11 protein-coding genes are annotated in these 14813 nt (G+C 71.5%); 7 read left to right on the top strand and 4 right to left on the bottom strand.

Translation table 11 applies throughout. From position 1 onward, the window contains the following. Position 1 precedes the first annotated feature (1 nt). The 3 genes from ACWFR3_RS18195 to fxsT are packed head-to-tail and all read left to right on the top strand — an operon-like array spanning position 2 to position 7205. Complete coding sequence (locus ACWFR3_RS18195) at positions 2–2293, top strand: VMAP-C domain-containing protein (protein WP_453735583.1); 2292 nt, start codon at positions 2–4, stop codon at positions 2291–2293. Continuing rightward, entirely contained in the window at positions 2290–3303 is a 1014-nt protein-coding gene (locus ACWFR3_RS18190; protein WP_453735582.1) for an AAA family ATPase, read from the top strand. Before ACWFR3_RS18195 ends, ACWFR3_RS18190 begins: the two co-directional genes overlap by 4 nt. Next, a complete protein-coding gene (fxsT, locus tag ACWFR3_RS18185; protein WP_453735581.1) occupies positions 3300–7205 on the top strand; it encodes an FxSxx-COOH system tetratricopeptide repeat protein in 3906 nt (1301 codons plus the stop codon). Before ACWFR3_RS18190 ends, fxsT begins: the two co-directional genes overlap by 4 nt. On the opposite strand, the gene ACWFR3_RS18180 is transcribed toward fxsT, so the two are convergent. The 3 genes from ACWFR3_RS18180 to ACWFR3_RS18170 form a co-directional block, all read right to left on the bottom strand. Continuing rightward, positions 7181–8842: an HEXXH motif domain-containing protein gene (locus ACWFR3_RS18180; RefSeq protein ID WP_453735580.1), complete on the bottom strand. Its 1662-nt coding sequence runs from the start codon at positions 8840–8842 to the stop codon at positions 7181–7183. The genes fxsT and ACWFR3_RS18180 overlap by 25 nt on opposite strands. A gap of 191 nt (positions 8843–9033) precedes the next feature. After that, complete coding sequence (locus ACWFR3_RS18175) at positions 9034–9207, bottom strand: hypothetical protein (RefSeq protein WP_453735579.1); 174 nt, start codon at positions 9205–9207, stop codon at positions 9034–9036. 267 nt (positions 9208–9474) lie between these two features. Continuing rightward, the gene (locus tag ACWFR3_RS18170; RefSeq protein ID WP_453735578.1) at positions 9475–10062 is read right to left on the bottom strand and encodes a TetR family transcriptional regulator; all 588 of its coding nucleotides are present in this window, start codon (positions 10060–10062) and stop codon (positions 9475–9477) included. Between the two features lie 99 nt (positions 10063–10161). Between ACWFR3_RS18170 and ACWFR3_RS18165 the strand changes: the two genes are divergently transcribed. After that, complete coding sequence (locus ACWFR3_RS18165) at positions 10162–11199, top strand: NAD(P)-dependent alcohol dehydrogenase (RefSeq protein ID WP_453735577.1); 1038 nt, start codon at positions 10162–10164, stop codon at positions 11197–11199. Between the two features lie 35 nt (positions 11200–11234). On the opposite strand, the gene ACWFR3_RS18160 is transcribed toward ACWFR3_RS18165, so the two are convergent. Next, positions 11235–11819: an isochorismatase family protein gene (locus tag ACWFR3_RS18160; RefSeq protein ID WP_453735576.1), complete on the bottom strand. Its 585-nt coding sequence runs from the start codon at positions 11817–11819 to the stop codon at positions 11235–11237. 62 nt (positions 11820–11881) lie between these two features. Between ACWFR3_RS18160 and ACWFR3_RS18155 the strand changes: the two genes are divergently transcribed. From ACWFR3_RS18155 to ACWFR3_RS18145, 3 genes are all read left to right on the top strand, one after another. Further along, positions 11882–12313 carry a MarR family winged helix-turn-helix transcriptional regulator gene (locus ACWFR3_RS18155; RefSeq protein WP_453735575.1) on the top strand — a complete coding sequence of 144 codons (432 nt, stop codon included), beginning with the start codon at positions 11882–11884 and terminating at the stop codon, positions 12311–12313. Positions 12314–12713: 400 nt separating this feature from the next. Further along, positions 12714–13592 (top strand): hypothetical protein, encoded by an 879-nt coding sequence (locus tag ACWFR3_RS18150; RefSeq protein ID WP_453735574.1) that lies wholly within the window; start codon positions 12714–12716, stop codon positions 13590–13592. Between the two features lie 148 nt (positions 13593–13740). Beyond that, positions 13741–14748, top strand: coding sequence for a lytic polysaccharide monooxygenase auxiliary activity family 9 protein (locus ACWFR3_RS18145; RefSeq protein ID WP_453735573.1), 1008 nt, complete (start codon positions 13741–13743; stop codon positions 14746–14748). Positions 14749–14813: the final 65 nt, after the last annotated feature.

Raw genomic sequence — 14813 nt, 5'->3', positions numbered from 1 at the left:
CATGGTCGGCTCCGCACGTCTTGTGCCGGACCGGCTGGTGGAGATCAGTGTGCGGGACGCGGAAGGGCGCCATGTCGGGTACGGCTCGGGCTGGGTCATCGACACCGATCTGATAGTGACCGCCGCGCATCTGCTGGTGCCGGAGGAGCCCTTGGGCCGGCCGGCGGCGGCGAGGGGGCTCGTCGTCGAAGTGCGGCAGGGCATGCACGCGGCCCATCTGCCCTGGCACCCCTGCGAGATCATCTGGAGCGGCCTCGCGCCCGTGCCCGTCGTGCGTGACACCCGCTCGGCAGCGCGCCCGCGCTGGGGCACCGACGACGGCATCGGCCGCGCTCTCCCGCTGGATGCGGCACTGCTCGTCGTGACCGGCTCGGGCTGGCAGCCGCCGGAGCGGGCCGGCAATCCCCGCCTCGGGCTCGCCGAGGCCGACATCACCGAGTTCCAGATCTTCGGCTTTCCCAGTTTCAACTACGAGGAGCGGTACGCCCACAATCCTTTTCAGGGCGGCGGCCGGCTCAGGCCCGCCCACCTCGCCCGGTCGGAACTGATGACCTTGAACGTGACGGAGGAGGACTGCCCGGCCCGGGGCGCCGACTGGGGCGGCATCTCGGGTGCCGCCGTCCTCGTCGACCAGCGGCGCACCCTGGTCGGGGTCGTCCTGCAGAGCGACGTGAGCAGCCGCACGACGCTGACGGTGCTGCCGGTCGAAGCGCTCCAGGAGGACGACGGCTGCTGCCGCCGCCTGGCCGAACACACCGGTGGCTTCAGCGAGCCGCACAACAGACGCAGGGTCCTTGCCGAGGTCCGCGCCCAGCTGGAGAGAGCGGAATCCCTGCACGGATACGCCGCCCGCCTCGCGCTGCTGCGCCGGCTGTTCCCGGAGGTGGCCGGGGACGCCGAGGAGACCCGCCTCCCGGCCGAGTGCCTGCTGCCGCTGCTCGTCGACCTGTGCGCCGCGAGGCCCACCGGCATGAGTGATCTGGTGGCGGCGTACGAACAAGCCCATCCCCGGGACCGGGCCGTCGCGGCCGGACTGCACTTCCGGGTGGACGAGCTGGAGGCCCTGCGCCAGATCGGCACCGAGGGCTGGGTCCAGCTGCGCTTGGTCCTGGCCCGGTTGTACGAGTCGGACCTGAACGAGAATCCGGTGTCCGCGCTCTACGCGCGCGCCACCAGGTCCCTGAGCGAGGGGATGCCCGCGCACTGCGACGGGTTGTGGAAAGCGTTCGTCAATCTCGCGGGCAGCAACATGCCCTCCGAGGGCCTGCCCCCGGCCGTGCACTTCCTCGAACTGGTCGCCAGCGCGGTCGGCGGGGCGACCGCCAAGGAGATCCAGGCGCACAGCCGCGCCTGGGCCCTGCGCCTGGAGACCGCCCGGCAGGGCTCCGCCGGGCGCACGGACACGGGATGGCCGCCCGTGGTCGCCGCAACCACCGCGCCGCGGCGCACGAGCTACCCCGAGCAGGTCGACACCCTGCGCAGCAGCCTCGCCAAAATCCCCGTACAGCCCGCCACTTCCGCGAAACTCCTGGTCGAGCTGGAGCCCGACCCCGGCAACGATCCGGACGACTGGGCGGTGTCCTTCTACTTCCACTGCCGGCCGCTTCCCGGCACCTGGCTGCGCCTGCCGCTGCCGCACACCGAGCGCAGCATCCGCCTCGCCGATCTGCTGACCCGGGTCGATCTGGCCAGGGAGCGCCTCAAACGGGACTACGGCGTGCCCGGCGAGCGGATCGACGTCGAGTACGTGCTGCCGCTCGACCTCATCGACCACCCGGACACGTTGATACGCCGGGGCGCGCTGCCCGAGTTCGGGATGTCCTTCCCCTTGATCGTGCACAGCCGTGACCGGCTGCGGCACCCGCCGTGGTGCCGCACGTGGCGGGAGCGCTGGCGGCCCCTCAGCGGCCAGCCGGAGGCGGGCAGGCTGCTGCAGCTGGTGCGGGCGCTGAGCGAGGACGGGCGGGAGTTCAGTGGTGAGGAGCCGGTGGCGGGGCTTGTCCTTGCCCACAAACCCAGTTCGACCGAAGGGCGCAGGGACGTCACCAAGGCGCTGCGGCACGGGGTGCCGCTGGTGATGTGGCGCCACGACGACCGGGCGCAGCCCGACTTCTCCGTGCTGTTCACGCGCATCATGTCCGAAGGAGGCCTCGACGTACCGGAGTACGGCCGAGATGATGGCGGGGGTGGTGGCGCCGCTTCGCCCTGGACCGTCGGATGGCACCACCGGATCGTCATCATCTATGACACGCCGGACGGGTTGCCCGAGCTCATCTACGGAGCTGCTTCGTGAACTCGCCACTCAGTGCCAGGCCCCCGGCCCATACCGACGCCGCCCCGGGCCCTTATCTCGGCACCGGTGTGCCGCACGAGCCGTCCGCCGTCGTGCCCGCTCCCCCGCCGTGGCGGACCTACGCGGGAGGCCCCGACCTGGCGCCTGCCCCCGACGACGCGGCAGAGGCCGAGCGCAGGCTCGGAACGGCGACGCGGGCGGCGCTGGGCCTGCAGACCGCGGCCGGCGAAGTGGCCGCGGTGAACGCGGCGCTGGCGCTGCGCAAGCCGCTGCTGGTCACCGGCCCGCCCGGAGTGGGCCGCTCCGCGCTGGCGTTCCGGATCGCCCGGGAGCTGGGGCTCGGCCGCGTCCTGCACTGGACGGTGACCGGCGCATCGGTGCTCCGGGACGCGCTGTACGCGGCCCGCCCAACGCAGCAGGGCGGGACGAAGGTACGGCTCGGGCCGCTGGGCACGGCGCTCCTTCCGTACGGGCGGCCCCGCGTCCTGCTCGTCGAGGGCCTGGACCGCGGCGACTTCGATCTGCCCGTCGAACTGCGCGCGGTGCTGCGGCGCGGCGGCTTCGACATCCCGGAGCTGGCCGATGAGGCATCGGCCCGGGTCATGACCGACGACCCGGGCGTGCCGGCACCGGTGGCGCGCGGCGCCGTCGCCTGCCACGAGCTGCCGATCACCGTGATCACCGCGGGGCGGACCAGGGTCTTCCCGGCCGATTTCATGGCGGACTGTCTGCACTGGGAGCACCCGGTGCCGACGGCGGCGGAACTGACGGCAGCGGTCAGAAGCCGGGCCGGGATCACCGACAGCGCCGATCCACGCCTGCTCACCCTGGTCACCGAGCTGGCCGAGGCCTGGTCCGACGATCCCCGTGCGCTGGGCGGGCTGACCGTGACCCGGGCGCTGGACGCGGTCACGCTCGCCGCCGCCGTACCCTGGCCGCCCGACGAGACCCCGGATGCTGTCGCGGCACGCCTGCTCGGCCTGCTGCGGGGACCGGCCCGGGAGCCATGAGCGAGCGCCGATTCCTGGACCGGCTCGACAGCGCGGTGCTCGGCCGTCCCCTGAGCGCCGGGGAGCCGCCCGCTGCGGGCTCGGCTCCCGGAGACGCCCCCGACTGGACGGTGGTCGCGCGCAGCCTGCACCGCCTCGGCCACACGGACGGCGGCCGACAGGTCAACCTGGTGCTCGACACGACCGCAGGGATGGCGCTGTGGGAGCCGGTGACGTCCCGGCTGCGGGCCGTACTGCGCGGGCAACGGGGCCTGCGCGTGACCGAGTCGGACTGGGACGGCAGTTCCGCCCGCGGACCTGACCGCTTCCCGGCCGGCAGCCGCAGCCGCCTGATCCTGGTCGTGACCGACGCCCTCGGCCCGGCGTGGCGGGACGGAACCGCGGCGGCCGCCCTGGCGGACTGGGCCTCCCGGCATCCGGTGGCCTGTATCCATCTGCTGCCGCAGCGGCTGTGGCCGCGCTCCGGACTGCCCATGCGGCGCATCCGTCTCTCCTCTCCCGCCCTCGGCGCCCCCGACGCTCCCGGCCGCGAGGTGCGCGGCATCCTCGTCGGCGCCAACGCCCTCGCCCCGCAGGACACCGCGCTGCCCGGCGGGGTTGTCCCGCTCCCCCTGCTCCCTCTGCGCGGCCGGTGGATGGCGCGCTGGGCCCGCTGGCTGACGGGCACCGCCGACGGCTGGACGGAGTTGCCCGCGTACGCGATCGCGCCGCCCGGCGCGCCCGGACCGGCGTACGAGGAGCAGGGCGCAGCGCCCGCCACCGACGCGGCGGGCAAGGTCGCCGCCTACCGGGCGGGCTGCTCGGCGCCCGGCGCGGCGCTCGCATCGCTGCTGGCCGCCGCGCCGTTGACGCTTCCGGTGATCCAGGCGCTGCGCGAGCGGTTCGCACCGGCTGCCGGACCCGCCGATCTGGCCGAGCTGCGGGCCTTCGGCCTGCTCGAACCGGCGCCGGGCACAGACGGCTTCGACATGGACGACGGCATCCGCGCACTGCTGCTCGACGGCGCGCGGCGCACCGACACCAAGCGTGTCCTCATGTCGCTGGACGAACTCGTCCCGCAGCCCGCCGTCCGGACGCTTTCAGGCCCCGACGGCGGCTACTTCACCTCGGTGGTCACCTCGCCGGCCACCGCTCCGCCTCCCGCCGTGCGGGCGGACAACGCCCGCCTGCTGCGGATCGAACAGCTCGTCCTGCGCGCACTCGCGGGCCCCTTCCAGGAGCGCGCCCGGCTCCTGGGACAGGCGCTGGCCGACCGGCAGAGCGAACGGGCAACCACCACCGCGTCCGCCGACGTCGGCACCCGAGCCCGAGGGGGAGGATCCATGACCAGTGCGCCCGTTCCGGAGGGAATCCCTCCACAGGATCCACCCGCCCCGCCACGGCACGCCGCGTCCTCACCGGTCGTGTGGGAGAACGTGCCCCCGCGCAACCCCAACTTCACCGGCCGCGAGCGGCTGCTGGAGCAGCTGGCGGAACGCCTGGGCAGCGGCGGGACGGCTGCCGTGCTGCCGGAGGCCATGTACGGCCTGGGCGGCATCGGGAAGTCCCAGCTGGCCGTCGAGTACGTCTACGTGCACCAGAGCAAGTACGACCTGATCTGCTGGATATCGAGCGAGCGCGCCTCCGGCATCATCAACGGCCTGGCCCAGCTCGCCCCGCGCCTGGGCATCAGCCACGGACCCGAGGCACGCACCACGGTGCCGGCCGTGCTGGACGCACTGCGCCGCGGAACCCCCTACAGCCGCTGGCTGCTGGTCTTCGACAACGCCGATAACGCCGAGGCGCTTGCGCCCTTCCTGCCCAACTCCCGCCTGGGCACCGTCCTGATCACCTCGCGCAACCCGCACTGGGAGAACGTGGCGCGCTGCCTCGAGGTGGACATCTTCGAACGCGCCGAGAGCATCAAGCTGCTCAACAAGCGCGGCCCGGAGCTGACCGAGGAGGACGCCGACGAGCTCGCGGACGCGCTGGGCGACCTGCCGCTCGCCATCGAGCAGGCCGCGGCGTGGCGGGCCGAGACGGGCATGCCGGTCCAGGAGTACCTTCGGCTGTTCAAGGAGAAGCGCAGCGAGCTGCTCTTCGAATCCGCGCCGTACGCCTATCAGCAGTCGATCGCCACCGCCTGGAACGTCTCCCTGGACCACGTCGAGCAGACCAACCCCGAGGCCATCCAGCTCCTGCAGGTGTGCGCCTACTTGGCGCCCGAGCCGATCCCCCGGGATCTGTTCTCCAATGCGCACCGCGGCTCCATCGCCCCGCAGCTGGACGCGGCCCTCGCCGATCCGCTGCGCCTGAGCCGGGCCATCCGGGAGATCAAGCGGTACTCGCTGGCACGCCTCGACCTGCGGACCGACTCCTTGCAGATCCACCGGCTCGTCCAGGCCGTGCTGATCAACCGCATGACGCCGCTGCAGCAGGAGCAGATGAAACACGGCGCCCGGATGCTCCTCGCCTCGGCCGACCCCCGCAATCCGGAGTCCCACACGACCTGGAACCGCTACTCCATGCTGTATCCGCACGCCGTGGCCGCCGACGCCATCCACTCCACGGATCCCTGGGTGCACAGCCTGGTGGTCGACATCGCCAAGTACCTCCAGCGCTGGGGGGATCACGAGAGCGCACAGCGCTTCACCGAGGAGGCGTACGAAGCGGCCCGCGAGCTCTTCGGACCCCGGGACGACAAGACCCTCACCCTGGCGTTCTGGCTCGGCTGGACCCACTTCAGCATGGGGCACTACAAGGAGGCGGCCGAGATCAACCGGGTGACGCTCGCGGCGTACGAGTCCGCGCAGCTCCCTTCCCGCGTACCGGTGTCCGAGATCCGCGAGAGCCATCTGGAGGCCATGGGCGCCGTCGCCGCCGACCTGCGGGTCACGGGCGACTTCGACGACGCGCTCGCGCTGACCCAGCGGGTGTACGACCAGGCGACGGCGGCCATCGGCACGGACGAACCGACGACCATGAACGCCGCGCACAATCTCGCGGTGTGTCTGCGCCTGGTCGGCCGCTTCCAGGATGCGTACGAACTGGACTGCACCACCTGGGAGCTGAAGCAGTCGCTGCTGGGCACCGACCACGAACTGACCCTGCACACCCGGGTCGGGCTGACCATAGACGAGCGCGAGCTGGGCCGTTACGCCCACGCCCGCGAACGGCAGGAGGAGGTGGTCGCCAAATACCAGCAGATCCAGGCGGACAGCCCGGCCGCCCTGTTCGCCAAGCGCGTCCTGGCGGTGGCCCGGCGCAAGGCCGGCGATCACCGCGGCGCGCTCGAACTCTCTGAGGAAGTCCTTGGACTGATCGTCGACCGTTTCGGGTTCGGCCAGGAGCATCCGGACACGATCGCCGCGTCGCTCAGCCTCTCGGTGGACCTGCGGCACGACGGACAGCTGGAACGGGCCAGGCAACTGGCCGACGTCTGCTGCCGCCGCTACCGGCGCATCTTCGGATCACAACACCCGCACACCGTCTCGGCGGAGGCAAACCTCGCCATCACCCTGCGCCTGGACGGACGCCCGCGCGAGGCGTACGAGGTGGACCTGCGCGCCCACGAAGCGCTGGCCCAGAAGCTGGGCGAGCAGCACCCGCTGACCCTGGTCGTGGCGACCAACCTGGCCAGCGACCTGGCGGCACTCGAACAGCACGAGGAGGCGCTGGCGCTGGGCACGGCGACGCTCGCACGGTGCATCGAGGTACTGGGTCCGGTGCACCCCTCCACGCTCAGCACTGCCGCGAACCGGGCCCTCGACCTCGACGCGGTGGGGCGGCACGAGGAGTGCGACGAGCTGCTGCGCACGGTCCTGGACGAGTTGCGCAGGCAGCTGGGCCCGGCGCATCCCGCGACCACGAACCTGGCCGCGCGGACCCGGGCCAACTGCTACATCGACCCGCTACCGCTCTGAGGGTCCGCGGGAAAGGACTCCGCAAGACGCACCGGATCGACGCCACCGCCCAGTTCGGCGTGTACCGCCATCACGAACTCGGGCCGGGTCAGCAGGGTGTCGGCCGCCGGATGGTGCTCGGCCCGCAGGGCAAGGCCGAGGCCCACCCACGCCTCGGGTTCCCCCTCTTCGAGGATGCGGTCCTCGAACCGCTGCCGGGCCAGGGCCGTGTCACCGGTGACCAGGGCGACGTCCTCCGGGCGGGCGCCTTCGACCACCGCACCCGGATCGGGACGCAGCGCGCGCAGGGCGCCGGGGTCGGCGAGCAGGCGGCGCAGCAGGACGGCGCGGGTGTCGAGTCCGCGGCGCGGGCTGCCCGGCACGATGACGTCGGCGCCCCGGGGCAGCCGGACGGGACGCATTTCCGCGTAGGCCATCGCGGCGCGAGCGACCTCGCGGGGATCGGCCCGGACGTGGTGGGCCCGCCAGGACGCGTAGTGGTCGGCGGCAGCCTGCCGGGCCGCGTCCAGGGACCTTGGGTCGACCGGCTCGTCCTGCCAGGCGGTCAGGCGTGCGGTCAGCTCGCCGGTCAACTCCCGTCCCAGGTCGGTCAGTCGCTCCGCGTCGCGGATGCCGTGCAGGGCGCGCAAGGTCTGTTCGCGCCACAGGGCGAACTCGAACGCGCCCAGCGGATTCTGCCTGCGCCGATAGAAGCGGGTGACGCCGAAAAAGGCGTACACCCCTTGCAGGAGTCCGCCGAGCGGGCGCGGGTCATCACGCCAGGGTGCGTAGAAGCGCTTGGTGCCGCCGTCGCGGTAGAGGGTGAACAGATGCATGAAGGCACCGAGTTTGTTGTGCTGGAACTCGTGCACCAAGGTGGCCGCGAACTGTTCCGCGTCGTCGGGCTCCGAGGCGACCAGGGCGCCGAACGCGTCGCCCGAGGAGGCGCTGTGCGGGCGGTAGGGCTCCGCGCGCGGCCGTGGCACCACCGAGCTCAGGCCTTTGGCCGCGGCCCGGGACGTCTCCGGGTCGTCGTGGGCCAGCAGGCGCCAGGCCTCGTCGAAGAGCGCGGAGTAGCGGTCGGCCGTGTCGTGCGGCTGCGGCGGCTGGGGGGCGCGCAGCGCCCGGAAGGGATCGAGGTCGTCGAGTACGACCGTGCAGCCGTCGCCGCCCAACTCCCGCAACGGGACCCAGCCGGGCCCGCCCCTGCGCACCTCGCCGACCAGCACCGTGCCGGCCCGCGCGGACACCTCGGCGCTGCCCCACCGGCCCTCGGCTCCCGGCACTCTGGCCCCGCCCAGCATCGGCAGCACCACCCACCCGTCCCGGACCGGAACCGTGGTGCGGAAATCCACCCCGGCGAGCACCGCGGCGGACGCCGCCACCGCGTGCAACTGGCCGAGCTCGACCCACAGGGGCGATTCACCCGCCACGCTGCCGCGCACACGGCGCAAGGCGTATGCGGCCCAGGTGCCGACGGTGGGGTAGAGCAGCAGGCGCTCCACCGGCTCGGAGGCGGTCTCCCAGGCGCGGGTCAGCAGCTGCCACCCGTCATCGAGGGCAGAAAGCGGGGCGGTGGGGATGCCGTCGGCGGCGTCGATGAGCGCGCGCAGGAGAAGCAGCCGCCAACTGCGCTCGGCGGCACGCAGCGCATCCACCGCGTCCGGACCGCAGGCGCCGGACAGCAGATCGCGGTAGGGCTCGAGCTCTACGCGATGGGGTCGCAGCGGTCGTCCGTCGTGCGGTTGCGGCGGACGTACGTCGTGCGGTTGCGGCCTTGGTGCGCGATGCGGTTGCGGCCGTTGTGCGTCGACATCCATGTCAGCTCCCGGGTCCAGCCGCGTGCGCGCTACTCGTCGCGCTGCGGGTTGTAGCCACCCATGCTGCTGGCCGGATCATCGATCCGGCTCAACAGCCGCTGCATCGACGCCTCGACAAGTGCGGCATCAAGGGTGCGCGCGTCGGCAGGGCTGACCGCACCGAGGTCAACCAGCTCTGAATCGACACCATTCTGCTCAGTCACACCGCACTCACATCTATGAACGGGCGGCGATGCTTGCCGCAACCGGACATGCCTCGGCCCTACGGGAACTCGACAGCCCCAGGCGGCTGCCGGGTCACGATAGCGCGGCACATTGGCAGATATCGAATAAATTTGGAAAGGGCTCGATCGCTTTCACGTGCCTGCCTCAGAAGCTCCCCCTGAGCCCCGCCCGTTGAATGATTCGCACGTCATATCGGCGGGTGAACGACGTTCAGCCGGGGCGACGGGGACAGCCGGGCGCACGGGTTATTCGGCGGCCATGGCACGGCGGACGCTCTCGTGAAGCAGGGCGCGGCGCTGCTCGTGCAGCTCCTCGGGCTCCTCGGCGGTAGCGGCGTAGACATTGCTGACCGGCGACCACGCCATGGACATCGCGATGACCATGGCCATCACGTCGAACGGATCCCCCGCGCGCACCCGGCCATCGGCCTGCGCCTCGGCGATGGCACCCAGCTTGTGGTCGTCGAGACGGTCGGGATTCTCGACCAGGTGACCGGCCGGGCGCCGCTCCAGGCGCGCCCAGGTGGCGAGGCGGATGAGGTCGGGGCGCAGGAGATACTCGTCGTAGAGGCGCACCGCCCAGTCGGCGAGATCCGCGGCGTCGATCGGGACGACGTTCACGATCCGCTCCAGCGAACCGAAGAAGATGGCGTCGAAGAGCCCTTCCTTGTTCCCGAAGTAGCCGTAGAGCTGCGCCTTGTTGGTGCGCGCGGCGGCCACGATCCGCTCGATGCGCGCCCCGGCGATGCCGTGCTCGGCGAACTCCTTGGTCGCCACATCGAGGATGCGCTGGTAGGTCGCGGCTCCGCGCGTGGTCAGGGGCTGGTCGGGCATGTCCGCGAGGCTACCAAACAGAACAGTTGGTTTGCCTGACGGCTGCCGGTCGTTCTACTCTCCAAATAGACCGAACAGTCTGTCTAAGGAGAACGAGCCATGAGGACCACTGTGAGCCTGCAGGCCGAAGGCCCGGCGGCAACGCTGCGACGGACGCCGCTCAAGCGCCGTGACCTGCGCCCCGACGACATCGCGGTCCGCGTGGACTACTGCGGGGTCTGCCACACCGACCTGCACGCGATCCAGTCCCGCGACGACGGCCGCCCCCTCGTGCCGGGCCACGAATTCACGGGCGCGGTGACCGAAACCGGGACGCAGGTCACGGACTTCGCCGTCGGCGACCCGGTGGCGGTGGGCAACATCGTCGACTCGTGCGGCACCTGCGCCATGTGCCGGGCCGGCCAGGAGAACTTCTGCCACGAGTTCCCGACGCTGACCTACGGCGGCATCGACCGATACGACGGGTCGACCACCCGGGGCGGCTACGCCCGCGAGTACGTCGTGCGCTCACGGTTCGCCTACGCCCTTCCCCCCGGCCTCGACCCGGCCGCAGCCGCTCCCCTGCTCTGCGCCGGGGTCACCGTCTGGGAGCCGCTGCGGGCCCTCGGCGTGGGACCGGGGACCCGCGTCGCCGTGGCGGGCCTCGGCGGCCTGGGGCACCTCGCCGTCAAGATCGCCGCGGCGCTCGGCGCCGACACCGCGGTCATCAGCCGGTCCCCGGACAAGACCGACGACGCCCTCCGCCTGGGCGCGCACGAGGTCATCGTCTCCGGCGATCCGGATCAGATGGCTGCCGCCCGCGACCGCTTCGACGTCGTCATCGACACCATCTCCGCCCCGCACGACCTCGGCCCCTACCTGCGCCTGGTCGCGATGGACGGAACACTCAGCCACCTCGGGCACCTGGGCCCCATCACCCTGGAGACCACCGACCTGCTCATCGGGCGCAAGAAGCTGAGCTCAGCGGGGAGCGGCGGCATCCCCGCGACCGCCGCCATGCTGGCCTTCTGCGCCGAGCACGACATCACCGCCGACATCGAACTGCTTCCCTCGGCCCGCGTGAACGAGGCCCTGGACCGCCTCCGGCGCAACGACGTCCGCTACCGCTTCGTGCTCGACATGTCCGACCTGGACTGAGGGTTTCCCCCCGGCCGAGGGGGCAGCGGCCGGGCCTACGCCACGGCCTCTGCCGGTTCGGCTTCGGGCGGCGCCAGCAGCCCGTGCAGGGCCGTGATGACCTGGCGGCCGGTCGGGGTGGTGAAGTCGCGCACGAGGTCGGAGGCGAAGCTGGCGACTCCGGTGACCCGGCCGCCGGCCGCCTCGATCTGACGGAAGGCGGCCTGCTCGGTACGTGCCGAGATTCCCCCGCAGGCGTCCAGGAGCACGGTCACATCGAAGCCTGCGGCGATGGCATCAAGTGCCGTGTGCAGCACGACGATTTCGCTGGTCACGCCGCACAGAGCAAGGCTCTTGCGGGGCTGGGCCGTGATGGCCAGGCGAGTGGGCTCATCGTCCCAGGCGCACGGTCCGCCGCGCACGAAGAGGGGAGCCGCGGGGACGGACGCCTCCTCGATGACCACGGGGCCGCCGGGGCGAGGCGCCGCCGAGAGGGTGACCGGGATGTCCAGGAGCTGGGCCAGTCGGGCGAGGAAGCCGACGGATCGCCTGATGGCGGCCGGTGGATTCGTGCGGCTGAGCTCGACGACCCCTTCCTGGAGGTCGGCGAGGTGCAATTGGACGGCGGCAGGGCTGAGCATGATCGAACCCCTTCGGTCACGGCATGAATCATTCACACTCTGAATGATTCGGTTACCGTAGCATGCTGCCCGTGGAACTCAGCAAGGTGAACGCCAGCGCCGTCTTCCGCTTCGGCGTGCTCGGGGCGATGGCCACCGATCTCTTCGCGGCCCGCATCGAGGCCCATGACCTCAAGCCCAAACACGTCGGATTGATGGTCGTACTGGACACCGGGCGAGCCTCGTCGCAGCTCGAGGTCGCGGGGGTGATGGGCGTCGCGCCCAGCCTGGTCGTGGCGCTCGCCGACCACCTGCAGAAGCTCGGCGCCGTTGAGCGGGTGAGGGACCCGGCCGACCGCCGCCGCCAGATCCTGACGCTCACCGAGCAGGGCCGCGAACTGCTCGCGGTCTGCGGGGACCTCGCACGGTCCGCCGACGCCGAATTCGCCGCGGACCTGACCGCGGCGGAGAGCGCCGTACTCACCGCCCTGCTGGACCGGCTGGCCGCCCGATAGCGCGCAGCAAGGCCTGGAGCACACGCCAGGCCCGGTTTCGGCGGCCCGTGTCGCCGGACCAGATGTAGACCGCGCTGAGAACGCAGACGAGCAGACAGACGATCGCCGAGACCGCCAGGGACAGCTGGACAAGGTGTGTCATGTGCGTGGCTTCTCCTGAGTACGAGGACGCGGGACCCGGAGGGATCCAACGCCTCCACGGTCCGACGACGGGCGACCGCCGATAGGGATCGGCCACGCGCGGCCGAACTCGTACGCACCGCATACGTGTTGTGACGCCTTGCACCAGCGCTTTACACAACTTGACAGTCCAGTCCGGCCACCGCATTCATGAACCACCCACGCGCGATGGTCGAGGCCTGCGATGATCGGGCCCCGTACGGCCGTCGAAGGGGGAACGATGACGTCGGCGACACCCCGCCCCCCGGCGGGGGCCGCACTGGAGCAACTCCGATACCGGCTCCAGCTGCTGCACCGACGGAGCGGTGAGCCCAGTTTCAGGGTCGTCGCGCAGCGCACCGGCAAGGCGATCAGTCACACGACCGCGGGGAACGTACTGCGCTGCGACAGCGCGCCCGGCTGGGGCCCGCTGGAGCTCATCGTGGAGGTTCTCGGAGGTGATCCGGAAGAATTCCGGGCACTGTGGATCGCTGTCCGCGACGAGGCGTCACCCCTTGCCCTGCCGACACCCACCGCCTGGGAAGAGGAGCCGAACGGGTCACCCCGGGCCGCTGCGTTGAGCCTTCCCGATCTCGACGCCGCGGAAGAAGACCTCCAGGAGCGTGCCGCCAAGCGCAGTCGCCGTGAAGGAGAGACGCGCAAGGAGCTGTTGCTCGCCCTGGAGGCGCGTGCTGATCTCAACGAACACCTGGCCTCTCTGAACCAGCAGTTGGGACGGGAGCGCGGGCGCAACGAGGAATTGAGCCGGCGGGTCGCCGACCTGGAGGCCGAACGGCGCGAGCACAGCCGGCGCATCGAGCGTCTGCAGGACGAACTGCGTGAGGCCAGAGACGAGCGGCTGACCCTCCTGGAGAACCTGGTCGGGCTCCACGCCCGTCGAGCAGAATTGAACTTCACCTGGGCCCGGGACGAGGAAGGCCGGCGCCACGACGCAGAGGCCACCCGCCGGGAGAGGGACCTCCAGGTGAATGATCTCCGTGAACGGCTCGGCGCGGCAGAGGGGCTGATGAGGTCGGTGCTGGCCTCCAGACCCGAAATCCCCCACGCTCCGGAGGACCATCCGCCGGCCCCGCCAAGGGAAGATCGAGCCACCTCCTGAATTCCGGAGAGTCCGGGCCGGTGGAGAGGCGCCGCCCCCGCCGTGCGCCGGCTTTCGAGCCAATCGGTCCTGCACGGCAACCTTTCGGGGATCGGCGACCACCACGAGGCGAGCCGCTCATCGGAAACTCCCCGAAGGAGACGTTCCCATGACCATCCCCCGCTCCCCCGTGCTCGCCCGGGTCCGATCCCGCTTACGCGAATCGACGCGCACCAGACGCCTGGCTTCCCTCGTCGGGGCCACGGGCATCGCAGCCGCGGCCGTGCTCGCCGTGCCCGGTACGGCTGCCGCACACGGCGTGGCCATGGTGCCCGGGTCGCGCACCTACCTCTGCTACAAGGACCTGCTCGCCAACTCCTCCACCCAGATGCCGACCAACCCCGCCTGCAAGGCGGCGGTGCAGGCGGCCGGCACCACGGCGCTGTACAACTGGTTCGCGGTACTCGACTCCAACGCGGGCGGCCGCGGCGAGGGCTACGTCGAGGACGGCAAGCTGTGCAGCGCCGGCGATCGCAGCCCCTACAACTTCGCCCCGTACAACGCCGCCCGTACCGACTGGCCCGTCACCCATCTCACCGCCGGCGCCGACATCGAAGTGAACTACAGCAACTGGGCGCACCATCCGGGCACGTTCAAGGTGTACATCACCAAGGCGGGCTTCGACCCGGAGCAGCCGCTGGGCTGGTCGGACCTGGAGAACATCCAGACCGTCCAGAACCCGCCGCAGAACGGCGGACCCGGCAGCGAGGCAGGCCACTACTACTGGGACCTGCAACTGCCCCAACGGACCGGTCAGCACATCCTCTTCGTCCAGTGGATCCGCTCCGACAGCCAGGAGAACTTCTTCTCCTGCTCGGACGTGGTCTTCGACGGAGGCAACGGCGAGGTCACCGGCCTGACCGGCGGCAAGCAGTCCGCCGCAGCGGTGAACGCACTCGGCGCCGGCAAGAAGAACACCCGGGCGGACGCGGTGCACGAAGGCCACCAGGAACACTCCGCCGACGCCACCCCGGCCATGGGGAACGCCGCATCGGACGCACCCGCGGACTCCTCCGCCGCCGGCCTGATCGGCGCCCTCGCAGGCGCCGGTGCCGTGGTCCTGGCCGGCGGAACCGTCCTGCACCTGCGCCACCGCCGGGCGACCACTGATCAGTAGGCGTCGCCGGTGCGGGGGGAGAGAGGGCCGCGTTCAGGCCATGCGGCCCTCCCTCTCCGACCGGC

This window comes from Streptomyces sp. NPDC055189, assembly GCF_053606765.1.
This window is presented reverse-complemented; position numbering and strand designations above follow the sequence as displayed.